The following is a 20,814-nucleotide window of genomic DNA, read 5'->3' on the forward strand; positions in this document are numbered from 1 at the left end:
GTTGTTTCGCACGTTTCTGCGTCTGCAAAGAATATGCATGCTGCAGTGCAGAAAATCAACCCCTTTTTGCTGCGCTGCAGCATAAACAGGGAAATGCATTTAAATCAGTCGCTTGACCTGGATTTCACATAGGTGCCGGGCGCCGGGGCTAATGGCGGATGCGCCGAATCGCCGGGCTCCCTTGCGTCAACTTTCTTGCCCGAGCGCCTGCGCAGCCAGGCCTCCCAGCGCGGCCACCATGACCCTTCGTGAAAGGTCGCACCGTCCATCCACGCATCGGCGTCCCCGCTCAGGTCGTCATTGGTGTAATGGCCGTATTTCTTCTTTGAGGGCGGGTTGACGATGCCCGCGATATGGCCCGACTGCGAGACGATGAACTCGCGCTGGCGTGCGCCGGTCTGGCGGAACCCGCGATAGCAATCCTTCCAGGGCGCGATATGATCGCTCTGGCAGGTCACCGACATCAGCGGGATCTTCACATCCTTGATATGAAGCCGCTCGCCGCACAGCTCATAGCCCTCGTTGACGAAGGCGTTGTGCTGGCACAGCCCGCGCAGATACTCGACCGTCATGCAGCCCGGCAGGTTCGCCCCGTCGCCGTTCCAGAACAGCAGATCGAAGGCCGGCGGCGCCTCGCCCATCATGTAGCTTCGCACGGCAGGCTGGTAGATCAGATCGTTCGAGCGCAGGAAAGACATTGTGCGCGACATGATGAAGGAGCGCAGAACGCCCTGTTCCTCGACCTCCCTTTCGATCCCGTCGACGAAATCGTCCTGCAGGAACGGGGTGAACTCGCCCTGTTCCGAAAAATCCGTCAGCGCGGTGAAGAACGTCGCCGAGCGCACCGATTTGTCGCCCCGCTTCGCCATCAGCGCCAACGTCAGGTGCAGCGTCGTGCCCGCGATGCAATAGCCCACCGCGTTGACCTGCTTGGTGTTGCAGATCGCCTTGGCCTCGCGGATCGCGGTCATGAACCCCTCTTCGACGTAATCCGCCATCCCCACATCGGCATAGGATTCATCCGGGTTCACCCAGCTCACCACGAACAGCGTGTAACCCTGCTCGGTGATCCACTTGATCAGGCTGTTCTCCGGCTTGAGGTCGAGAATGTAGTACTTGTTGATCCAGGGCGGAAAGATCACCACCGGCGTTTCGTGCACCTGCCCGGTCGCGGGCGCATACTGGATCAGCTCCATCATCCGGTTGCGATAGACCACCTCGCCGGGCGTGGTGGCGATGTTGCGGCCCAGCTCGAAGGCGCTCTCATCCGCCAGCCTGACCAGCATCTCGCCGTGATTGGCCTCCAGATCGGCCACCAGGTTCTCCAGCCCCCGCACCAGGCTCTCGCCCTCGGTCTCCACCGCCTTTTCCAGCGCGTCGGGGTTGGTGCCCAGGAAATTCGTCGGGCTCATCATGTCGATGATCTGGCGCGAGAAATACTCCAGCCGCCGCTTTTCGACCGGATCGAGATCATCCACCTCCTGCACCGCGTCCCGGATCGCGCGCGCATTGAGCGCATATTGCTGCTTCACATAATGAAAATACGGATGCGTCTCCCACAGCGGATTGGCGAACCGCTTGTCGCCCTTCAGCGAATCATCGACATCCGTCAGCGTGCCGGGCTCCGGCGCATAAGCCTGCGCCAGATGCTTTTGCGCCTCCATGAAATGGCGCACCGATTCGCCCCAGTACTCAAGCTGACGTTCATAAAGCTTGCCGGGATTCTCCAGCATCTCGGTCCAGTAGGACGCCGCCGCACGCGCGAACAACTCCTGCGAGGGGCCGCTCAACTCGGGATTGGGCGGATTTCTGGCCGAAAGCGCCTTGATCAACCGCTGCGACAACTCCTCGACGCGCGCCAGATTCCCGGTCATCTTGTCGAGATTCTCCGCCGCACCATCCTCGTTTGTTGCCATATTCACGAATCCCTTTTAAATTTCTGCTATGCAGCATACCCTGCCCCTGCCGGTCGGACAGTGCGGCGAAACGAACCGGCCCGCCGGTAGAGTAGGAGATGTCGATGCGTTACATGATGACATATGACATGATGGAGACCCTCCGGAACACGAACCAGTGGTTGGGCGCATCGGCCCTCTCTGTTGCATCCTATCCGGTTTTCGCCATGACGCCAAACCCCGCGCTGCAATGGATGGCGGCCTGGGGCGAAGTCACCGAACGCACCTTCCAGCGCATGACCGCACGGCCCGACTGGGGCATCGATTCGATCACCGGCGAGGACGGGCGCGACCACCTCATCAATATCGAAACCGTGGTCGAGGCCCCCTTCGGCGACCTGATCCACTTCAATGTGACCGGACGCGAAGAGATGGATCGCCGCGTGCTTCTGGTGGCGCCGATGTCGGGGCATTACGCGACACTGCTGCGCTCGACCGTGCGCTCGCTGCTGCCCGATTGCGAAGTCTATGTCACCGACTGGCACAATGCCCGCGACATCCCGGTGTCCGCCGGTCGCTTCGACATCGAGGACTACACCCTTTACCTGATGGATTTCATGCGCGCACTCGGCAGCGACCTGCATGTGATCGCCGTTTGCCAGCCCGCACCGCTGACCCTGGCCGCCACCGCCTACCTGGCCGAACTCGAACCCGAGTCCCAGCCCCGCTCGCTGACCCTGATCGGCGGCCCGATCGACCCCGACGCCACACCCACCGACGTGACCGATTTCGGCCGGCGCGTCACCATGGGCCAGCTCGAGGAAACCATGATCCAGCGCGTCGGCTTCAAGCACAAGGGCGTCGGGCGCAAGGTCTATCCGGGACTGTTGCAACTCTCCTCCTTCATCTCGATGAACGGCGAGCGCCATGCCAAGGCGTTTTCCGACCAGGTCCTGCGCGTCAGTCGCGGCGAGGCCAGCGACCATGACCCCCACAACAAGTTCTACGACGAATATCTCGCCGTGATGGACATGCCCGCGGAATTCTACCTGTCCACGGTCGAACGCATCTTCAAGGGGCTTGAAATCGCGAAGAACGAATTCATCGTCCACGGTCACAAGGTCGATATCGGCGCAGTCACCAAGGTCGCGGTCAAGACCGTCGAAGGCGCCAAGGACGACATCTCGGCCCCCGGACAATGCGTGGCCGCGCTCGACCTGCTGACCGGCCTTCCCGACAGCATGAAGGCCAGCCATGTGGAACCCGAGGCCGGCCATTACGGCATCTTCGCCGGGCGCAGCTGGCGCAACAATATCCGCCCGCTGGTGCTGGATTTCATCGACGCGAATTCCGAAGATCCCGCCAAGCGCAGCCGCACCGCCCCGCGCAAGGCGAAAAAGAAGACCAGCGTCAAGAAATCCGAAGCGGCCTGAGCGCCGCCCCGCCCCGGCTTGTGCCGCGTCGGCGGGGGCGGTCATGCCACCCCGCGCGGCTCAGCGATCGCTTTCGTCCCCGCGCTGTTTCGCGCGCCCGTCGCTGCGCGCACCGCCCATGCGCCAGCGCAACCAGCGCCAGATCGGCACCACATCCAGCGCCGCCACCGCGACCCCCAGCGGAAACATCCAGAACCCGATCACCGGCAGAAAGCCGAACACGCCCCCCACCATCAGCAACACCCCCGCCAGCAACCGCAGCCCGGGTGGCAGGCGCCGCTTGGTCCAGACCTGAACACGCCGACGGGTCCGCCGCAGCCTTGCCTGCCAGCCCCGCCTGGGTTCAGGCATCTGCACGGCTTTGCAATACATAGGGCTGCTCGATCCAGGCCCGCAGCGCCGCCGTCGTCGCCTCGGGCTGTTCAAGCGGCGCAAGATGGCCCGCGCCCTCGATCACTTCCAGACGCGCATAGGGGATCAGTTCGGCCATGAAACCATGCCGCTTCATCGGCACCAGCATGTCCTCGGCGCCACACAGCACCAGCGTCGGCACGCGGCAGCGACGCAGCACCGATTGATAATCGCGCCGCCGCTGCATCGCCCTTATCTGGCGGATGATCGCGCCCTCGCCGACCCGCAGCGCCATTGCGACCTGCTCGGCCACCACCGCCTGACGGCGATGGCCCGGTGCCAGCGCCTCGGCAGGCACCAGCGTCTGCACCGCCTCTTCCAGGCGGCCCGACTTCAGCTTGATGATCGCAGGCTCGTAATCCGCCGCCGCCTGCGGCGTCTCGGCCAGCGGCGAGGTATCTATCAGCGCCAGCCGCGTCACCCGGTCGGGCGCGCGGCGCAGAAGCTCCATCGCCACCATCCCGCCGATCGAATGGCCCGCCAGCGCAAAGCGCGCCGGCAGTTGATCCAGCATGGAGGACGCGATCTCTTCCAGACGCTCGCCCACCGAAACCGGTGCCACCATGACCGCGTGTTCGGCGCTCAGCGCTCTGATCTGCTCATGAAACAGATGGGAATCGCACATCAATCCCGGCAGCAGCACCAAGGGATCACGCATTCGGGTCTGCTCCTTCTGTCATTCGGGGCGCCTGCCCACCTTGCCACAGGCGCGCGCAGGGTCAAGCGCCGCCGCCCGCCCGCGACAATACCTCCTCCAGCGCGCTTTCGATCAGCTCAAGACAGTCGGGATCGGAAAACCGGTGATCCGCCCCATCCACCAGCGTCAGGCGCATGTCGGGGCTGGCGGCATGATCCAGCAGGCGCAGCGCAACTGCCATTTCCACATCCGCATCCGCCGTGCCTTGCAGGAAGCGCACCGGAAAGGGCAACGGCAAGGGCGAGCGCAAAACCAGATGATCGCGCCCGTCCTCGATCAGGCGGCGCGTGATCACATATGGCTCGCCGTAATCGCTTGGCAGCGCCACCTGCCCTTCGCTCATCAGCGCGGCGCGCTGCGCGGCGTCGAACCCCGCCCACATGGAATCCTCGGTGAAATCGGGCGCGGCGGCGATCGTCACCATCCCCGCCACCCGCTCGGGCATCGCCCGGGCGCATAAAAGCGCGATCCATCCGCCCATGGACGAACCCACCAGGATCTGCGGCCCCTCGGTCAGTCCGCTGATCGCCGCCATCGCATCCGCCGCCCAATCGCCGATGCAGCCATCCGTGAAGGCTTCGGATGACTGCCCGTGCCCAGAGTAATCAAAGCGCAAAAAGGCCCGCCCGCTCCGGCGCGCCCAATCCTCCAGATGCACCGCCTTGGTGCCCTCCATGTCGGATTTGAACCCGCCCAGAAACACCACGCCCGGCACTGCGCCCGCGCGCCGGTGATAGGCCAGTCTGCGGCCCTCGGCCATGGTCAGGAAGTCTGCGTCGCTCATGCCGGTCCTTCTCGCTTGTTGGGTCTAGGGTCTTGTGCCGTTTCGCGGCCAATCTTGCATCCCGGCGCAGCCTTGGGCAAACCGTTTCGGGCGTCGTTTCAGGGCGGTTTTCGCGGTTCTGTACCAAACTCTGCGCGACCTCCCCGGTTTTGGTACAAAACCGATTTACAAAACAGACGTTTTGTACGCTCCGTCCGGCTTGACTTGCGCCGCTCAAGGCGTAAAACCTCTGCAAACCAGACCAACCCGCAACCGGGCGTTCCGTGGGCGCCAAACCGACGAGGAGCTTCAGGCCAATGGCCCAGATTTCCCTTACTTTTCCTGACGATAGCCAACGCCACTATGATGCCGGGGTAACCCCGGCCGAAGTGGCGGCCGATATTTCGACCTCGCTTGGCAAAAAGGCGATCTCGGCCAATGTGAATGGCCAGCACTGGGATCTTCAATGGCCGATAGAGGAAGATTCCTCTATTGAAATCAACACGATGAAGGACGAAGCTCCGGCGCTCGAACTGATCCGTCACGACCTCGCCCACATCATGGCCCGCGCCGTCCAGGAGCTTTGGCCCGACGTCAAGGTCACCATCGGCCCCGTCATCGAGAACGGTTGGTATTACGATTTCGACCGCGCCGAGCCCTTCACCCCCGAAGACCTTGGCGCGATCGAAAAGAAGATGAAGGAAATCATCAACTTACGGGATCCCGTGCGCACCGATATCTGGGACCGTGAGCGCGCGATCCGGCATTATCAGGACAATGACGAACCCTTCAAGATCGAGCTGATCGAGGCCATCCCCGGCACCGAACCCCTGCGCATGTACTGGCACGGCCACTGGCAAGACCTCTGCCGCGGCCCCCACCTCCAACACACCGGTCAGGTCCCCGCCGACGCCTTCAAACTGATGTCCGTCGCCGGTGCCTACTGGCGCGGTGATTCCGACCGCCAGATGCTGCAACGCATCTATGGCGTAGCCTTCATGAATCGTGAAAAACTCAAGGAATACATGAACTTCCTTGAGGAAGCCGAGAAGCGCGATCACCGCAAGTTGGGCCGTGAGATGAACCTTTTCCACATGCAGGAAGAGGCGCCGGGACAGATTTTCTGGCACCCCAACGGCTGGTCGATCTACACCAGCCTGCAAGACTACATGCGCCGCCAGCAGCGCGTTGGCGGCTATGTAGAAGTGAACACCCCACAGGTCGTCGACCGCAAACTGTGGGAAGCTTCAGGCCATTGGGACAAGTATCAGGAACACATGTTCATCGTCGAAGTCGACGAGGAGCACGCCCGCGAGAAATCCATCAACGCGCTCAAGCCCATGAACTGCCCCTGCCATGTCCAGATCTTCAACCAGGGCCTCAAATCCTATCGTGATCTGCCGCTGCGCATGGCCGAGTTCGGAAGTTGCAACCGCTATGAACCCTCAGGCGCGCTGCATGGGATCATGCGGGTGCGCGGATTTACCCAGGATGATGCGCATATCTTCTGCCGCGAGGATCAGATCGAAGCGGAAACCCAGAAATTCATTGAGTTTTTGTCCGAGATCTATCGCGACTTGGGATTCGAGAATTTCGCCGTGAAGTTCTCGGACCGCCCCGAGAAACGCGCCGGCAGCGACGAGGTCTGGGACAAGTCCGAAGCCGCCCTCAAATCCGCCACGCTGGCCGCCGGTGCCGACTTCGAGCTCAACCCCGGCGAAGGCGCCTTTTATGGGCCCAAGCTGGAATTCGTGCTGACCGACGCGATCGGGCGGGACTGGCAATGCGGCACGCTTCAGGTCGATTTCGTCCTGCCCGAACGGCTGGGCGCCACCTATATCGGCGAGGATGGCGCCAAGCACCGCCCGGTCATGCTGCACCGCGCGGTCCTGGGCAGCTTCGAGCGATTCATCGGCATCCTGATCGAGGAACATGCCGGCAAACTACCCTTCTGGCTGGCGCCACGTCAGGTTGTGGTGGCCTCGATCGTGTCCGAGGCCGATGCTTATGTGCACAAGGTGGTTGATGCCCTGCGCGCCACCGGGGTCCGGGCCGAGGCCGACATCCGGAACGAGAAAATTAACTACAAGGTTCGCGAACACTCTGTCGGCAAGGTGCCTGTGATCCTGGCCTGCGGCTTGCGCGAAGTCGAGGAAAGCACCGTCTCACTGCGCCGCCTTGGTGAAAAGCAGACCAGCGTTCAGGCCCTGGATGACGTGATCACGGCGCTTTCGCGTGAGGCCACACCGCCCGATCTGCTGTAACAAAGGACGCGTTGAACCCTCGATTTCAGCGCGCGATTGTTACGACGCGCGCGGGAGCCGCGTCGAATTTGTTGATATTCCAGCATTTTTCTCCTTAGAGCGTGTTCACGGCTCTTGACGGGTCCGTGTCTGACGGGCTCGTGAATAGGTTTGCGCACCGCTTCCGCTCTACCCTCTGGCTATCACCGGACGCGCCTCGTCAAGGCGACGGCGTCCAGTGATATGACCTGCAACCCTCTGAGGGAGAGAAAAACTATGTCCAATACCATGAAGACCGTGGCCATCGCTGGTGCCATGACCGCTGCACTGACCGCCTACACCAATCCGGCAGCCGCCCAGGACGCCAAGGAGAAGTGCTATGGCGTTTCGCTCGCCGGAGAGAACGACTGCAAGGCAGGCGCCGGAACCACCTGTGCCGGTTCTTCGACCGTCGATTACCAAGGCAATGCCTGGACACTGGTCGAGGAAGGCACCTGCGCCGATATCGACCTGCCCGAGATGGCCGATGGCAGCGAGCGTTCGGGTTCCCTCGAGCCGCTGGATCGCGACCTGCCCTCGTGAACCGGCTCAAGGGATGCGCGGCCCCCCGCGCATCCCGCCCTGCCCGAATTTTGCGACAGGAGGTTCACGATGCTGGACGCACGTTCACTTTTCCCCGGCCTGCCCGCCGGTCCCGGCGTTGGCTACAAACCACAGCATTTCCCCGCCATCATGGACGATCCGCGTCCGGTCGAATGGCTGGAAATTCATGCCGAGAACTACATGGGCGATGGCGGCCGGCCACTGGCCCAGTTGCGCCATCTGGCCGAACGGTTCGCAATTTCCGTACACGGCGTCGGGCTCAGCATCGGTGGCGAGGGTCGGCTAGACCGCGATCACCTCGCACGGCTCAGGCATCTGTGCGACTGGCTGCAACCCGCCAGCTTTTCCGAGCACCTGGCCTGGTCCACTCATGACAGTCATTTTCTCAATGATCTTCTGCCCTTGCCCTATACCGAAGCCACGCTGACCCGCGTCGCCGACCATGTCGACGAGCTCCAGGAAGCCATCGGGCGGCGCATGCTGCTGGAGAACCCGTCAAGCTACCTGACGTTTGACGAAAGCACGATGAGCGAAACCGAATTCCTGACCGACATCGCCCGGCGCACCGGATGCGGGCTGTTGCTGGACGTGAACAACGTCTTCGTCTCGGCTACCAATCTGAACCTCGATCCGCGCGCCTATATCGACGCGTTTCCGCTTTCGCATGTGGGCGAAATCCATCTTGGCGGGCATGACGAGGACCATGACGACCACGGCGCGCCGCTACTGATCGACAGCCACGGGCGCGCGGTGGCCGATCCGGTCTGGGCGCTGCTTGACTACACGCTGGCGCACGCAGGCGCGCGGCCCCTGTTGATCGAATGGGACTCGGATGTACCGGAATGGCCCATCCTGGCCGCCGAGGCGCAACGCGCCGCCAACGCCCTGCAGCAGGTTCCGGCATGAGCCCGACGCAGACCCTGTTTCACGACGCGCTGCTTGATGGCAACGCCCCAGTCCCTGATGGCCTCAGCGACGGTCAGGGGCGCGCAGCGGGGCGGCGTTTCGATGTCTATCGCAACAACGTGGCCGTCAGCCTGACCGAGGCGCTGGAGGTGGGATTTCCGGCCATCCGCTCGTTGATCGGGCCGGAGAACTTCAAGAAGATCTCGGGCCTTTTCCTGCGCCAGAAGCCGCCATCGACGCCGATGATCATGCAGTATGGCACTGAATTTCCGGCCTTTCTCGAACAGTTCGCGCCGCTTTTGCATCTGCGTTACCTGGGCGATGTGGCGCGCCTTGAACAGGCGCAGCGCGAGGCTTATCACGCAGCTGACCGCGCCCCCGTCGAGGCCGGCGAAATCGAGCGCCTGTCCCCTGATCTGATGGCGCAGGCGCGCCTTGAACTGGCGCCCGCGCTGCGCGTGCTTCGGTCGCCATGGCCGGTGCATGGGATCTGGCGTTACGCTTGCCAGGATGGCGCGCCCAAGCCCGCAGCTGTTGCCGAGGATGTCGTGATCACCCGACCTGAGTTCGATCCCGTCATCAAGGTCTTGCCGCCGGGCGGCGCCGTGTTCCTGAACGCGTTGCGCGATGCGCACAACCTGACAGAGGCCGCCGAGGCGGCACTTGGCGAGGCGCCCGGTTTTGACCTGGCCGAAATTCTGGGGCTGCTTCTTGCAGGCCAAGCCATCACCGCAGTCATTTCCCCAAAGGAGCAATCCACATGATCCTTGTCACGTATTACAACCGTTTCTCCGCCATCATGGGGCGTGCTGACTGGCTGGTGCCGACACTTGCGCGGCTGATCTTCGCCGGGGTTCTTCTGACCTATTTCTGGGTGTCCGGCGTCACCAAGCTGGGCGACGGGCTGCTGGGGCTCTTTGTACCCTCTGCCGGAGCCTATGCGCAGATATTCCCCCGCGCGATGGAGGCCGTCAGCTATGATCCGGGCCAGCTTGGCGCGTTTCATTGGCTGGTCGTTATGGCCGGGACGTGGGCCGAATTTCTGCTGCCGTTTCTGGTGGTTGCGGGCCTGCTGACGCGGCTCGCGGCGCTTGGGATGATCGGCTTCGTCGTCCTGCAAACGCTGACCGATCTCTATGGCCATGGCGCCATTGCCGAGTCCGGCACGCTTGGCGCCTGGTTCGACAAGGTGCCGGATTCCGTCATCGCGGACCAGCGGGCCTTCTGGGTCTTCGTTCTGGTGGTGCTGGCGGTCAAAGGGGCGGGGCCAATATCGCTGGACCGGCTGATTTTCAAAAATGCGCCTTCGGCTCATCCGGCTTCCCCGCAGCCAGCGCCAGTACAGCGCCAAGCGCCGTGAAACCGATGGGAAACATGGTGAAGACGTTGAAATCAAAGGCGTAATACATCGCGCCTGCCGAAATCAGCATCAGCACCCCACCCCAGAGAGCCCGAATTCGCGCCATCGCACCCCCGGCGATCGCCAGAAGCGGCGCGAGGAAGCTGACGGTGCGGACAAGCCCAACCCGGTCGACCTGCCGCGCCAAACCCTCTATCTCGCCGAATTCATTGATGAATTCGGTGTAACCAAAGCTGAAGAAGCCGATCAGCATGGCGAAAAGCCCGCCGATGATACCAAGAACAAGGGCTGCGTTGCGCATGGTTTTGTCTCCCTTCAATTGAGGCGACGTGGCTTAGCCGAGCAGTGCGGCCTGCGTATCCTTGCCCCAGCCAAGATAAAGCGTGCCGTCCTGTTCGATCAGTGGGCGTTTCATCAGGGTCGGGTGATCCTTGAGCAATTCCAGAGGGTTGCGCGCCCTCTCGGCTTCGTCAAGTCCGCGCCATGTGGTTGAGCGCGTATTGAGCAACGCCGCGCCGAAACGGGCATGGGCGGATTTCAGCACCGCATCAGGGATGCCTTCGGAGCGGACATCCACGAATGTCGCATTCGGAAGTGATTTCAGTACCTTGCGGCACGTATCGCATGTTTTCAGACCGTACAGTATCATCGCTACCTCCAGCTCACCTTGCCTCAATAACGGGCAGCGGCGATGGCGTCACCTGTGTTTTGCTTGCTTTTTACATGGCCCGTGCAATCATCGGGCGCGCCACAGGCGTTTTCAGGGTCGGCCAGCACATTTCGAGTGCCGGATCATGGGCGGAACCTGCGGCGAAGAACCCCCGCTTTGGCGGGAGAATGGACGTCAGGAAGGAGAGACGGAATGCCCACAGGCACCGTTAAATGGTTCAACACCACAAAGGGATACGGCTTTATCGCGCCCGACGAAGGGGGCAAGGATGTGTTCGTGCATATCTCGGCTGTCGAGCGTTCGGGGCTGACCGGGCTCGCGGATAATCAGAAGGTCGGATATGAATTGCAGGACGGGCGCGACGGGCGCCAGATGGCGAGCGATCTGAAGCTATTGTAATCAGCCACATCATGAGCCTGGCGCGGGGCTGCGCAGCCCCGCCCTGACGGTATTCCGAATACCGGCGGACATGGTACAAATCGTCCGTTTTGTACGCGCGTTTTGTACATGACTCGCGCGCAGGCCGGTTCGTTTCGTACAGAACCCGCCAGAGCGCCCCGATCGGGGCGCCGCAAGCCCCGCTTCAGCCCTGCCAGCCGGTGGCCCGCGCCACCATCACCCCGGACCAGGCCGACACCCCGGTCAGCACCGCGCCCCAGGTCACATCGGTCGCCACCATCCGCCAGTCCCAGCCGCGCAGGGTGGCGAAATTGGTGAACTCGTAGGTGCCATAGGCCATCGCCCCCAGAGCCGCACCCGCCAGCAGCGCGTTGAGCGGCGCACCGGCGCGCAGCGCGGGCAGCGAGACGAACCACAAGACCCCCGCCACATAGAAGAGATAGAACAGCGCCGCCGGGGCCAGCCGGATCTCCTCGGCCATGATGTCGCCGATATGGGCCTCGAACAGGGGCTTCAAGACGGTCGTGAGCATGACCGCATCAAGGGCGAGGAACACGACGGCGGTGACGATATAGAGAACGAGGAGGTTGAGCATGTCGGCCCTTTCGGCGGTGAGGTGTGTGGGAATATACGCGCAAAGGGGCGGGTTGGATCGGTTTTATCCGTGCGGTGGGGTTGGGGGCGGGTGGGCGCCGGTCCGGAGCGGCGGGTTCGGGAGTGGCGGGTTCGGGGGTGGCGGGGTGAACCCCGCCCTACGGAGGGGGTAAAGGTCGGTTGGGGCGACAGAAGGGGCGCGCCCGTGGCCTGATCGGGGATGTTGGTGTGTCTGGAAAAATTCTTCCGATCCGGCAACCAATGTCACGATCTTTCCTGAAGACCTGCGATTCGGCAAATTCCTGCACAGCGTGAAACATGCCGGATCGAGGCCAGGTGCATGTTGTCAAGAACACGCTCAAGACATTTATAGAAATCAATTTTCAAGAGACTCCGCTGCGAAATGCGAATGGCGGGAATCGCCCGCGAGCGCATCGCATTCATTTTTGGCCAAGCGGATTCTTGCAGAGCATCTGAAGTGAACGCGTTGAGTGCCTACATTGAACTTGCACCAAAGATCGGGTTGCTCCCGATGCGATTGAAAAAGGAGATTAATCATGTTGCGCAAGACTGTTCTGACCACGGCTGCCATCCTGCCCCTTCTGGCGACAGGGGTATCCGCCCAAGAGGCTCTGGTCACGACGCAAGGTGATGACGAGTTGCGTGGCGAATGGGTAATCGGGGCATCTATCAATTCTCCCGAAGGCGAGGCGATCGGCAGTATTCAAGATATCATTCTGGACGAGGAAGACGGATCAGTGACCGCGGCTGTGGTTTCGGTCGGTGGTTTCCTGGGAATCGGCGCCAAATCCATCGCCATTTCATGGGACGAGCTTCAAATGGATTGGGACGCAAGTGAGATCGTCGTGGCTCTGACCCGGGAAGAAGCCGAGGAGGCGCCCGAATATGAATTCCGGGACCGCGAGTATAAGCCTGCCCCTGCCGGCGATACAGGGACTGGGACTGGCACCGACATGGGCACGGGCACCGGCACCGGAACGGGCACCGGAACTGTAGAGTAACCCTTTCACTTCATGTTCCTCATCCCCTGCCAAGGGCTGATCCCTGGCAGGGGAGAACGACTGTATCGGGACGTTCCGCCAACATGCAAAGGAATCCGGCAGGGTGGCCCTCTGGGGCAAGGTCCGGGTGACGCCATGCGGGGTGGCTGGCATCGAGCCGAGGTGCATGTGGCGGGGTGAACTCCGCCCTACGCTTCGATCACCGCCATGAATTCCCGCCATTCGCCCTTGGACATGCCGGAGCTTTCCTGAGTCACCTCTTCGCCCTTGAGCATGCGGCGCAGGCAATCGAGGCCGCGGGCCGAGAGCGTGGCGCCACCCATGCGGTAATCCTCGAAGGCCTTGTAGGCCGCGGGCACCCAGTCGGCGGTGATCTTGCAGATCGCGTCGGCATAGACGCGGATTTCATACTGGGCATGGGTATCGGCGCGCAGGCGCAGGAAATGCAGCAGGTTGTGCAGGTCCACCTTCCAATACCATTGCGTATAGATATTGGCGGGCAGGTTCATGCGCGCCAGTTCACGCGCCAGGCCCTGTTGCCCCTCGTCCGAGATCATCGCCTCGTAATTGTCATAGCAGCGCATCGCGTCATCCTGAAGGATACGCAGCACGCGGTCGGCCTCTTCGCCTTCGAGCGCGGCACCCCGGCCCTGGTTGTTGGTGGTCGACTGTGCCGCCAGAGCATCGGGCGCGGGGATGTAGAATTCGCGATCAAGGATCGAATAGCGGGCCGAGTATTCGTTGACATTGGCGGTGCGGTGGCGGATCCACTGGCGCGCCACGAAAACCGGCAGTTTCACATGCAGCTTCACTTCGCACATCTCGAACGGGGTCGAGTGCCAGTGGCGCATCAGATAGCGGATCAGCCCCTCGTCATTGGACACGGATTTCGTGCCCTTGCCGTAACTGACCCGCGCGGCCTGACAGATGGCGGCATCGTCGCCCATGTAATCCACCACCCGCACGAAGCCATGATCGAGCACCGGATGCGCGGTGTAGAGGTGCTTTTCCATCCCCGGCGCGACGGTGCGAAGCGTGTCCTGGGGCTGGCTGCGCAGGCTGTCGATCTCGGCCTGTTGATCGGGCGTGAGGGGCATCGGGGATTCCTTTCGGTGCAAAGCCATCGTCGCGAGTCGGGATTCACTATATCTTGCGGAGGGCAGCAGTGAAAACGCCAATATCGGGTGGACTTGCCACGATGCTGCCCGGGTGGGTCGACAGGGAGGGGAATGAGCCTATCCTGTGAAGCGACAGCAACGAGGAGTCAGGCGATGCGCATACGCTATCTGCACACGATGGTCCGGGTGAAGGACCTGGAGGAAAGCATGAAATTCTATGAATTGCTGGGCCTTCGCGAGACCCGGCGGATGGATGTTGAAGCCGGGCGGTTCACGCTGGTCTTCATGGCGCCCGAGGGGCAGGAGGAATGCCCCGTCGAGCTGACCTGGAACTGGGATGGCGATGAGGGGCTGCCTTCGGACAGCCGCCATTTCGGGCATCTGGCCTATGAGGTCGAGGACATCTATGCCATGTGCGCGCATCTTCAGGCCAATGGCGTGACCATCAACCGCCCGCCGCGCGACGGGCGGATGGCCTTTGTGCGCAGCCCTGACAATATCTCGATCGAGCTGTTGCAGGCGGGCGGCGCCAAGCCGCCCGAGGAACCCTGGGCCAGCATGGAAAATACAGGCCATTGGTGAGGGCCGCCCTGCTGGGGGCGGCGGTCTGGGCCATGGGCGCATGGCCCGCCACTGCCGCCTGCCGGCTGGCGCTGGTCCTGGCGCTGGATGTGTCCTCGTCGGTCGATGCGGGGGAATACGAGTTGCAGCGCACCGGGCTGGCGGGCGCGCTCGATGCGCCCGAAATCCGCCACGCGATCCTGAAAGGTGGCGAGGGCGATGTGGCGCTGGCGATCTATGAGTGGAGCGGGCGCTACAAGCAGAAGCTGCTGCTGGACTGGAGCCTGCTGCGCGGGCATGGCGATATAGACCGCGCGGTGGCGGCGCTGGCGCGCGCGACGCGCAGCGAATCCGAGTTTCCCACCGCAATGGGCTATGGTCTGGGCTATGCGGCGTCGCTGCTGGCGCGCGCGCCGGTCTGCACGCGCCGGGTGATCGACGTGTCGGGCGACGGGATCAACAACGAAGGGTTCGGCCCGCACCTGGCCTATCGCCACTTCCCGCTGGAGGATGTCACCGTCAACGGGCTGGTGGTGCTGGGGGATGCGCCCGAGCTTCTGGATTTCTATCGAAACGAGGTGATACGTGGCAAGAATGCCTTTGTCGAGGTCGCGCGCGGTTACGACGACTACCGGCGCGCCATGTCGCGAAAATTGTTCCGCGAGATCAACGACATCATGCTGGGCGCCCTGCCCGGCCAGCCCGGCCGGTCAATAGATGTAGCGGATCTGGTCGGTCCAGTAGCGTTCGACCCGGCGCAGCGCGCCGGTGATCTGGTCGATCCCGTCCGCGCCAAGGACGCCCTTGCCCTGCAGCGCGTCGGCGTGGCGGCCGAATAGCGCGGCGACGATATCGCGGATCGCGCGGCCCTTGGCGGTCAGCCGGACGCGAACCGAGCGGCGGTCGATCTCGCATCGCTGGTGATGCATATAGCCCATTTCCACCAGTTTCTTGAGATTGTAGCTGACATTGCTGCCCTGGTAATAGCCGCGGGTTTTCAGCTCGCCCGCGGTCACTTCGTTCTCGGCGTTGTTGAACATCAACAGCGCCTGAACCGGGTTCACCTCGAGCACGCCGAGGCGCTCGAATTCGTCCTTGATAACATCAAGAAGCAGCCGGTGCAGCCGCTCCACCAGTGACAGGGCATCGAGATAGCCCGTCACGAAGCTTTGCTGTTCGGCCTCGGCCATCTGGGTGTGCAAGCTCATCTTCGTCTCCGTGCGATACGTTTGGGAGAGGAACCTGAGCGAAAATACCGAAAAATCCGTAAACCGATGCAATAACAGCTAAAATGCGCGCTATTTTACTGCGGCGCCACCGCTGAGCGCGACGCGTCCGACAGCATGGCGATCTCGGCGACGAGGTCGCGAAAGGGATCGGGCACCGGGGCCTGCCCGGTGACCCATTGATAAAGATCCTGGTCGTTTTCCGAAAGCAGCCGGTCATAAAGCGCCAGCTGCGCATCGCCCAGCCCATCGAGCCGGGCCGCGGCATAGCGCGACAGGATGATGTCCATCTCCTTGATGCCGCGGCGCATCGAGCGCATGGCAAGGCGTTTGATCCGGGTGGCGCGGTCTTCTTCAGGCACCGGCCTCATCCTTGAGCTTGGCGCGAAGGCTTTTTTCCAGCCGCCCGAGCCGGTCGGTATATTGCACCAGATGGGTGCGGATATCGCGGATCTCGGTCAGCATCTCGGTCACGTCGCGCGACAATTCACGGTCTTCGCCGGGGCCGTCGGGGCCTTCGCCTTCGCCAGACAGAAGCCAGAGCAGCGACACGTTCAAAAGCCCGGCCATCATCGAGAGCTTGTTGGCGCGCGGTTCGCTGAGGTCGTTTTCCCAGCCCTTCAGGGTCTTGAGCTTGACGCCGAGGCGCTTGGCGAGTTCGGCCTGGGTCATCCCGGCCTGTTCGCGCGCGCCGGCGACGCGGTCGCCGAACGTGGTGGCGTCGGGGTCGAACCAGCCTTCGGTCGAATCGTCGTTCATCTGTCTTCCTTTCAAGTGGTCTTGCCGGGATGCTTGATCCGGGTTGGCACAGAACCTATGACATGCGGTATCGCTATACAAACCGGAGGCTGTCATGAACCCCCTTTCCGCGACACTATCTCGCGTCAAACCGTCTCCGACCATCGCGGTCAGCACCAAGGCGGCGGAAATGCGCCAGGCGGGGCATGACGTGATCGGCCTGGGTGCGGGCGAACCCGATTTCGACACCCCCGACAACATAAAGCAAGCGGGCATCCGTGCAATCAACGAGGGCAAGACGAAATACACCGCGCCCGACGGGATCCCCGAATTGAAACAGGCGATCTGCGACAAGTTCGCCCGCGACAACGGGCTGAGCTACAGCCCCGCGCAGGTCAGCGTCGGCACGGGCGGCAAGCAGATCCTCTATAACGCCCTGATGGCGACGCTCGATCCCGGCGACGAGGTGATCATCCCGGCGCCCTATTGGGTCAGTTACCCGGACATGGTGCTGCTGGCGGGCGGTGAGCCGGTGGTCGTGCCTGCGGGCATCGAGACCGCCTTCAAGCTGATGCCCGAGGCGCTGGAGGCCGCGATCACCCCCAAGACCCGCTGGTTCATCTTCAATTCGCCCAGCAACCCCACCGGCGCGGGCTATTCGCGCACCGAACTGAAGGCGCTGACCGATGTGCTGATGCGCCATCCCCATGTCTGGGTCATGACCGATGACATGTATGAGCATCTGGCCTATGACGATTTCGAATTCTGCACCCCGGCGCAGGTGGAACCCGGCCTTTTTGAGCGCACGCTGACCTGCAACGGCGTCTCCAAGGCCTATGCGATGACCGGCTGGCGGATCGGCTATGCGGCGGGGCCGGAGATTCTGATTGCGGGGATGCGCAAGATACAGTCGCAAAGCACCTCGAACCCTTGCACGATCAGCCAGTGGGCCGCGCTGGAGGCGCTGAACGGCCCGCAGGATTTCATCAAGGCCAATAACGTGATCTTCAAGCGCCGCCGCGATCTGATGGTGGAAAAGCTGAACGCGATCGAGGGGATCGAATGCCCGGTGCCCGAGGGCGCGTTTTACGTCTATCCCTCGATCGAGGGGCTGATCGGCAAGACCAGCAAGGCGGGCACCAAGATCAACGATGACGAGACCTTCGCCACCGCGCTTCTGGAAGAAACCGGCGTGGCGGTTGTTTTCGGCGCTGCCTTCGGGCTTTCCCCGGCGTTCCGTGTCAGCTACGCTACGGCGGACGAGGCCCTGGAAGAGGCCTGCGGGCGCATTCAGGATTTCTGCGCCGCGCTGAAGTGAACAGGGGGCGGACAGGATGGCGGGGGACCTGCCTGATTATTATTTCAGGGTGCGCGAGAATGGCGCATTCGTATTCCGCGTGGATACCGAGAACCGGCAGCGCCGGATCGACCTGGAACAGATCGCGGTGGTCAATATCCGCAACGGTCAGATCAAACCGCATGGCGACCGCGAGCTGACCCCGGAGGACCTGCGCGAGATCGAAGAGTGGATGGAGGACCGCAACGCCCTGCTGGCCGAGCGCGACATCGACGATATTCACCGCGCCGTCGATTACCTGAACCAGACCACCCACTGGGTGCAAAGCCGCGCCACCGATGAACAGCTTGATCATGTGACCGACTCGCTGCTGCTGGCGATGCATGACCTGCGTTCCGTACTGGTGCGCAAGAAGGCCGATCGCATGCTGAAGGACGAGTGAGCCCGTTGCGCGCGCCCCACCGTCACGGTGCTGTCGGCTCCCGTTAACCCCTCGTTGATATTTCCCCTTCCCATGGACGCAGCAATATGGGGCATCCGTGGCGCCGCCCGGATGCGGAAAGGGAACTTCGATGAACAAGGCTATCACCGACGGGGTCGTCTTCATGCCGCCGCCCTTCGAGGCGGGGCTCGACATGTGGTCGAGCGGCGACGGCACTCCGGGTTCGGACAGCTATGAGGGCGCCATCAACGCGGCTTTCGTGCCCGTCGATCAGGATTTCGGCGGCGCGCTGGAACTGGTCAAGACCGAGACCCTGCAAAAGCTGCGCTACATGGGGGAAACGCCGATCCTGCCGGGCTGCTATCTGCAGGTGCGGGTGCGCGCGAAGGCGATGAGCGGCAACCTGCCCAGCCTGCGCATCGCCGCCTGGGCGGGTGGCGCGGGAGGCGCACATGTCGAGGGGCTGGTCGAGACCGGCCCGCAGGTCAGCCTGACGACCTATGGCGAGGTGGTCGAGGTGAGCGCGATCATCGGGCCGGGCCAGCGCAACGGTGTTGACATGGCTTGGGGCACGGTGCCCATCTATGCCCATATCGGGCTGGACCTGACCGGCCCCAATGGCGGCATCCTGCGGATCGACGATATCGAGATCGAGGACGTGACGCAGGTTTTCCTGCGCGACATGCTGGGTTTGGTCGATGTGCGTGATTTCGGCGCGGTGGGCGATGGCGTGAGCGACGACAGCGCCGCCTTCGAGGCCGCCGACGCGGCTGCGAACGGGCGCGAGGTGCTGGTGCCTGCGGGCACCTATTTTCTGGGTGACAGCGTCACCTTCCAGAGCCGCGTGCGTTTCGAGGGAACGGTCACCATGCCCGAGGACAAGATCCTCGGCCTGACCAAGAATTTCGACCTGCCCGCCTATATCGAGGCCTTTGGCGATGACGAGGAACTGGCCTTCAAGAAGGCGTTCCAGGCGCTGCTCAATACCGCCGGGCATAACGAGCTGGACCTTGGCGGGCGGCTGATCGGGCTGCGTGCGCCCGTCGACTTGCAGGCGGCGCTGGCCAACCGGACCTTTTTCAACCAGCGCCGTGTGATCCGCAACGGGCAGTTCTCGGTCTTTCCCGGCAGCGCATGGGATACCGAGGTCAACACATCGCAGGCCAGCTATTCGCCCAGTGACCCCAAGCGGCTGACCGGCGTCGAGAATGTGGCCAACGTGCCGGTGGGTTCCCTGATCGAGGGCAATGGCGTGGGGCGCGAGGTTTACGTGCGCGACCGCAACATCGCCGCGCAGACGCTGGAGCTGAGCGCGCCGCTTTATGATGCGGACGGCACCCAGGTCTTCACCTTCAGGCGGTTCAAATACATCCTCGATTTCAGCGGCTTTTCCGATCTGGGGCGCTTTCACCTGGCGGATGTCGAGCTTCAGTGCGGCGGCGAGTGCAGCGGCATCCTGTTGCCGCCCCAGGGCAGCGTTTTCGCGCTGCGCGACTGTTTCATCGTCCGCCCCAAGGATCGTGGCATCACCAGCCATGGCGAGGGCTGCCAGGGGATGCTGATCGACCGCTGCCAGTTCCTGTCCAACGAAAGCCCGCTCCCCGCGACCGAGCGCCAGACCATCGCCATCAATACCAACGCCAATGACGTGAAGCTGCGCAACAACCGTGCGGTGCATTTCCGCCATTTCGCGGTGATCGGCGGGTCGAGTTCGATCATTTCGGGCAATCACTGGTTCCAGGGCGACACGTTGCAGAATTCGCCGCGCGTGGGCGGGCTGGTTCTGACGCGGATCAACAACCGGGGCACGATCGACGGGAACTATATCGACAACAACTTCATCGAATGGGTGAACGAACACGATCAGGCGCCTGATTTCGCATCTGAATTTTCGTTCAGCCAGCTCAGTATCACCGACAACACCTTCATCGTGAGCCACGTGGCACCCTGGTTCAACTGGCTGGTGATCAAGCCGATGGGTCCGGGGCATTTCCTGAACGGGCTGACCGTCACCGGCAATGCCTTTCGCGTGATCGGAAATCAGATCGACCGTGTCGAACGGGTCGACACGAGCTTTGCCAGCCTCGATTTCAACCGCTCTTATAACGTGACCTTCCGCGACAACACCTTCAACAACGTGGCGAATCCGGTCGCCAGCCCGGTGACGATCGAACATACCGAATCGAGCCCGTCGCAGGTCTGGAGCATCGATGCCGATTCAAAGCTGCCGTTCAACGCCTGGGCGCAGGTGGTCGAATCGGTGGTCGCGGAAGGGCCGCTGCGCAATGCGAGCGGCCAGGTCCATTACGGCGCGCCCTATTACCTGGCCAAGCAGGGGCCGGACAATGACCGCATCACGCTCAGATGGGAAGAGCCGGTGGAAGGCACGGTCATGGTCAAGGTGCGTATCGACGACCCATTCTGACATTCGTTGCG

General features: G+C 62.6%; 23 protein-coding genes and 1 pseudogene. 13 read left to right on the forward strand and 11 right to left on the reverse strand.

Translation table 11 applies throughout. From position 1 onward, the window contains the following. Nucleotides 1–104 precede the first annotated feature (104 nt). Nucleotides 105–1,916 (reverse strand): class I poly(R)-hydroxyalkanoic acid synthase, encoded by a 1,812-nt coding sequence (gene phaC / locus N5A93_RS07275; RefSeq protein ID WP_268954502.1) that lies wholly within the window; start codon nucleotides 1,914–1,916, stop codon nucleotides 105–107. Nucleotides 1,917–2,020: 104 nt separating this feature from the next. Here phaC and phaZ point away from each other — a divergent pair, with 104 nt between their 5' ends. After that, nucleotides 2,021–3,328, forward strand: coding sequence for a polyhydroxyalkanoate depolymerase (phaZ, locus tag N5A93_RS07280; RefSeq protein ID WP_268954415.1), 1,308 nt, complete (start codon nucleotides 2,021–2,023; stop codon nucleotides 3,326–3,328). A gap of 60 nt (nucleotides 3,329–3,388) precedes the next feature. Here phaZ and N5A93_RS07285 read toward each other — a convergent pair whose 3' ends face one another. From N5A93_RS07285 to N5A93_RS07295, 3 genes are all read right to left on the reverse strand, one after another. Beyond that, the gene (locus tag N5A93_RS07285; RefSeq protein WP_268954416.1) at nucleotides 3,389–3,679 is read right to left on the reverse strand and encodes a hypothetical protein; all 291 of its coding nucleotides are present in this window, start codon (nucleotides 3,677–3,679) and stop codon (nucleotides 3,389–3,391) included. After that, nucleotides 3,672–4,397, reverse strand: coding sequence for an alpha/beta fold hydrolase (locus N5A93_RS07290; protein ID WP_268954417.1), 726 nt, complete (start codon nucleotides 4,395–4,397; stop codon nucleotides 3,672–3,674). The genes N5A93_RS07285 and N5A93_RS07290 overlap by 8 nt, the downstream gene beginning before the upstream one ends. A 61-nt stretch (nucleotides 4,398–4,458) precedes the next feature. Further along, entirely contained in the window at nucleotides 4,459–5,220 is a 762-nt protein-coding gene (locus tag N5A93_RS07295; protein WP_268954418.1) for an alpha/beta fold hydrolase, read from the reverse strand. A 296-nt stretch (nucleotides 5,221–5,516) separates the two neighbouring features. Here N5A93_RS07295 and thrS point away from each other — a divergent pair, with 296 nt between their 5' ends. The 5 genes from thrS (at nucleotide 5,517) to N5A93_RS07320 (ending at nucleotide 10,311) form a co-directional block, all read left to right on the forward strand. Further along, nucleotides 5,517–7,463, forward strand: a complete 1,947-nt coding sequence (thrS, locus tag N5A93_RS07300; RefSeq protein WP_268954419.1) for a threonine--tRNA ligase — start codon at nucleotides 5,517–5,519, stop codon at nucleotides 7,461–7,463. Between the two features lie 255 nt (nucleotides 7,464–7,718). Next, nucleotides 7,719–8,024 carry a BufA1 family periplasmic bufferin-type metallophore gene (locus N5A93_RS07305; protein WP_268954420.1) on the forward strand — a complete coding sequence of 102 codons (306 nt, stop codon included), beginning with the start codon at nucleotides 7,719–7,721 and terminating at the stop codon, nucleotides 8,022–8,024. 69 nt (nucleotides 8,025–8,093) lie between these two features. Beyond that, the gene (gene bufB, locus N5A93_RS07310) at nucleotides 8,094–8,951 is read left to right on the forward strand and encodes an MNIO family bufferin maturase (RefSeq protein WP_268954421.1); all 858 of its coding nucleotides are present in this window, start codon (nucleotides 8,094–8,096) and stop codon (nucleotides 8,949–8,951) included. Next, complete coding sequence (locus N5A93_RS07315; RefSeq protein ID WP_268954422.1) at nucleotides 8,948–9,715, forward strand: HvfC/BufC N-terminal domain-containing protein; 768 nt, start codon at nucleotides 8,948–8,950, stop codon at nucleotides 9,713–9,715. Before bufB ends, N5A93_RS07315 begins: the two co-directional genes overlap by 4 nt. Then, nucleotides 9,712–10,311: a DoxX family protein gene (locus N5A93_RS07320; protein ID WP_268954423.1), complete on the forward strand. Its 600-nt coding sequence runs from the start codon at nucleotides 9,712–9,714 to the stop codon at nucleotides 10,309–10,311. Before N5A93_RS07315 ends, N5A93_RS07320 begins: the two co-directional genes overlap by 4 nt. Here the strand turns inward: N5A93_RS07320 and N5A93_RS07325 are convergent. Both N5A93_RS07325 and N5A93_RS07330 read right to left on the reverse strand, forming a co-directional pair. Then, a complete protein-coding gene (locus N5A93_RS07325; RefSeq protein ID WP_268954424.1) occupies nucleotides 10,244–10,612 on the reverse strand; it encodes a hypothetical protein in 369 nt (122 codons plus the stop codon). The genes N5A93_RS07320 and N5A93_RS07325 overlap by 68 nt on opposite strands. Before the next feature lie 33 nt (nucleotides 10,613–10,645). Further along, complete coding sequence (locus N5A93_RS07330) at nucleotides 10,646–10,960, reverse strand: arsenate reductase family protein (protein ID WP_268954425.1); 315 nt, start codon at nucleotides 10,958–10,960, stop codon at nucleotides 10,646–10,648. A 213-nt stretch (nucleotides 10,961–11,173) separates the two neighbouring features. Between N5A93_RS07330 and N5A93_RS07335 the strand changes: the two genes are divergently transcribed. Next, complete coding sequence (locus tag N5A93_RS07335) at nucleotides 11,174–11,380, forward strand: cold-shock protein (RefSeq protein ID WP_268954426.1); 207 nt, start codon at nucleotides 11,174–11,176, stop codon at nucleotides 11,378–11,380. 184 nt (nucleotides 11,381–11,564) lie between these two features. Here the strand turns inward: N5A93_RS07335 and N5A93_RS07340 are convergent, their stop codons facing one another. After that, complete coding sequence (locus tag N5A93_RS07340; RefSeq protein WP_268954427.1) at nucleotides 11,565–11,975, reverse strand: DUF2177 family protein; 411 nt, start codon at nucleotides 11,973–11,975, stop codon at nucleotides 11,565–11,567. A gap of 556 nt (nucleotides 11,976–12,531) precedes the next feature. Here N5A93_RS07340 and N5A93_RS07345 point away from each other — a divergent pair. Next, nucleotides 12,532–12,996, forward strand: a complete 465-nt coding sequence (locus N5A93_RS07345) for a PRC-barrel domain-containing protein (protein WP_268954428.1) — start codon at nucleotides 12,532–12,534, stop codon at nucleotides 12,994–12,996. Between the two features lie 188 nt (nucleotides 12,997–13,184). On the opposite strand, the gene thyX is transcribed toward N5A93_RS07345, so the two are convergent. Then, nucleotides 13,185–14,093 carry an FAD-dependent thymidylate synthase gene (thyX, locus tag N5A93_RS07350; RefSeq protein WP_268954429.1) on the reverse strand — a complete coding sequence of 303 codons (909 nt, stop codon included), beginning with the start codon at nucleotides 14,091–14,093 and terminating at the stop codon, nucleotides 13,185–13,187. A 174-nt stretch (nucleotides 14,094–14,267) separates the two neighbouring features. On the opposite strand from thyX, the gene N5A93_RS07355 reads away from it, so the two are divergent. Then, entirely contained in the window at nucleotides 14,268–14,696 is a 429-nt protein-coding gene (locus N5A93_RS07355) for a VOC family protein (RefSeq protein WP_268954430.1), read from the forward strand. Between the two features lie 32 nt (nucleotides 14,697–14,728). Then, nucleotides 14,729–15,337: pseudogene (locus N5A93_RS07360) on the forward strand (DUF1194 domain-containing protein); the annotation flags it as partial. 48 nt (nucleotides 15,338–15,385) lie between these two features. Here the strand turns inward: N5A93_RS07360 and N5A93_RS07365 are convergent. The 3 genes from N5A93_RS07365 to N5A93_RS07375 form a co-directional block, all read right to left on the reverse strand. Continuing rightward, complete coding sequence (locus tag N5A93_RS07365; protein WP_268954431.1) at nucleotides 15,386–15,883, reverse strand: MarR family winged helix-turn-helix transcriptional regulator; 498 nt, start codon at nucleotides 15,881–15,883, stop codon at nucleotides 15,386–15,388. Nucleotides 15,884–15,978: 95 nt separating this feature from the next. Beyond that, entirely contained in the window at nucleotides 15,979–16,272 is a 294-nt protein-coding gene (locus N5A93_RS07370; protein WP_372920734.1) for a succinate dehydrogenase assembly factor 2, read from the reverse strand. After that, a complete protein-coding gene (locus N5A93_RS07375; protein WP_268954432.1) occupies nucleotides 16,256–16,660 on the reverse strand; it encodes a helix-turn-helix domain-containing protein in 405 nt (134 codons plus the stop codon). Before N5A93_RS07375 ends, N5A93_RS07370 begins: the two co-directional genes overlap by 17 nt. Before the next feature lie 94 nt (nucleotides 16,661–16,754). Here N5A93_RS07375 and N5A93_RS07380 point away from each other — a divergent pair, with 94 nt between their 5' ends. The 3 genes from N5A93_RS07380 (at nucleotide 16,755) to N5A93_RS07390 (ending at nucleotide 20,803) form a co-directional block, all read left to right on the forward strand. Further along, nucleotides 16,755–17,957, forward strand: a complete 1,203-nt coding sequence (locus N5A93_RS07380) for a pyridoxal phosphate-dependent aminotransferase (protein WP_268954433.1) — start codon at nucleotides 16,755–16,757, stop codon at nucleotides 17,955–17,957. 16 nt (nucleotides 17,958–17,973) lie between these two features. Next, nucleotides 17,974–18,378, forward strand: a complete 405-nt coding sequence (locus N5A93_RS07385) for a hypothetical protein (protein ID WP_268954434.1) — start codon at nucleotides 17,974–17,976, stop codon at nucleotides 18,376–18,378. Between the two features lie 130 nt (nucleotides 18,379–18,508). Continuing rightward, nucleotides 18,509–20,803, forward strand: coding sequence for a glycosyl hydrolase family 28-related protein (locus N5A93_RS07390; protein WP_268954435.1), 2,295 nt, complete (start codon nucleotides 18,509–18,511; stop codon nucleotides 20,801–20,803). Nucleotides 20,804–20,814: the final 11 nt, after the last annotated feature.

This window comes from Roseovarius salincola, from assembly GCF_026891095.1.
Taxonomy (GTDB): domain Bacteria; phylum Pseudomonadota; class Alphaproteobacteria; order Rhodobacterales; family Rhodobacteraceae; genus Roseovarius; species Roseovarius salincola.

Bases quoted from the DNA above. Each gene is read 5' to 3' on its own strand.
- phaC (WP_268954502.1), bottom strand. From the start codon at position 1,916: ATGGCAACAAACGAGGATGGTGCGGCGGAGAATCTCGACAAGATGACC.
- phaZ (WP_268954415.1), top strand. From the start codon at position 2,021: ATGCGTTACATGATGACATATGACATGATGGAGACCCTCCGGAACACG.
- N5A93_RS07285 (WP_268954416.1), bottom strand. From the start codon at position 3,679: ATGCCTGAACCCAGGCGGGGCTGGCAGGCAAGGCTGCGGCGGACCCGT.
- N5A93_RS07290 (WP_268954417.1), bottom strand. From the start codon at position 4,397: ATGCGTGATCCCTTGGTGCTGCTGCCGGGATTGATGTGCGATTCCCAT.
- N5A93_RS07295 (WP_268954418.1), bottom strand. From the start codon at position 5,220: ATGAGCGACGCAGACTTCCTGACCATGGCCGAGGGCCGCAGACTGGCC.
- thrS (WP_268954419.1), top strand. From the start codon at position 5,517: ATGGCCCAGATTTCCCTTACTTTTCCTGACGATAGCCAACGCCACTAT.
- N5A93_RS07305 (WP_268954420.1), top strand. From the start codon at position 7,719: ATGTCCAATACCATGAAGACCGTGGCCATCGCTGGTGCCATGACCGCT.
- bufB (WP_268954421.1), top strand. From the start codon at position 8,094: ATGCTGGACGCACGTTCACTTTTCCCCGGCCTGCCCGCCGGTCCCGGC.
- N5A93_RS07315 (WP_268954422.1), top strand. From the start codon at position 8,948: ATGAGCCCGACGCAGACCCTGTTTCACGACGCGCTGCTTGATGGCAAC.
- N5A93_RS07320 (WP_268954423.1), top strand. From the start codon at position 9,712: ATGATCCTTGTCACGTATTACAACCGTTTCTCCGCCATCATGGGGCGT.
- N5A93_RS07325 (WP_268954424.1), bottom strand. From the start codon at position 10,612: ATGCGCAACGCAGCCCTTGTTCTTGGTATCATCGGCGGGCTTTTCGCC.
- N5A93_RS07330 (WP_268954425.1), bottom strand. From the start codon at position 10,960: ATGATACTGTACGGTCTGAAAACATGCGATACGTGCCGCAAGGTACTG.
- N5A93_RS07335 (WP_268954426.1), top strand. From the start codon at position 11,174: ATGCCCACAGGCACCGTTAAATGGTTCAACACCACAAAGGGATACGGC.
- N5A93_RS07340 (WP_268954427.1), bottom strand. From the start codon at position 11,975: ATGCTCAACCTCCTCGTTCTCTATATCGTCACCGCCGTCGTGTTCCTC.
- N5A93_RS07345 (WP_268954428.1), top strand. From the start codon at position 12,532: ATGTTGCGCAAGACTGTTCTGACCACGGCTGCCATCCTGCCCCTTCTG.
- thyX (WP_268954429.1), bottom strand. From the start codon at position 14,093: ATGCCCCTCACGCCCGATCAACAGGCCGAGATCGACAGCCTGCGCAGC.
- N5A93_RS07355 (WP_268954430.1), top strand. From the start codon at position 14,268: ATGCGCATACGCTATCTGCACACGATGGTCCGGGTGAAGGACCTGGAG.
- N5A93_RS07365 (WP_268954431.1), bottom strand. From the start codon at position 15,883: ATGAGCTTGCACACCCAGATGGCCGAGGCCGAACAGCAAAGCTTCGTG.
- N5A93_RS07370 (WP_372920734.1), bottom strand. From the start codon at position 16,272: ATGAGGCCGGTGCCTGAAGAAGACCGCGCCACCCGGATCAAACGCCTT.
- N5A93_RS07375 (WP_268954432.1), bottom strand. From the start codon at position 16,660: ATGAACGACGATTCGACCGAAGGCTGGTTCGACCCCGACGCCACCACG.
- N5A93_RS07380 (WP_268954433.1), top strand. From the start codon at position 16,755: ATGAACCCCCTTTCCGCGACACTATCTCGCGTCAAACCGTCTCCGACC.
- N5A93_RS07385 (WP_268954434.1), top strand. From the start codon at position 17,974: ATGGCGGGGGACCTGCCTGATTATTATTTCAGGGTGCGCGAGAATGGC.
- N5A93_RS07390 (WP_268954435.1), top strand. From the start codon at position 18,509: ATGAACAAGGCTATCACCGACGGGGTCGTCTTCATGCCGCCGCCCTTC.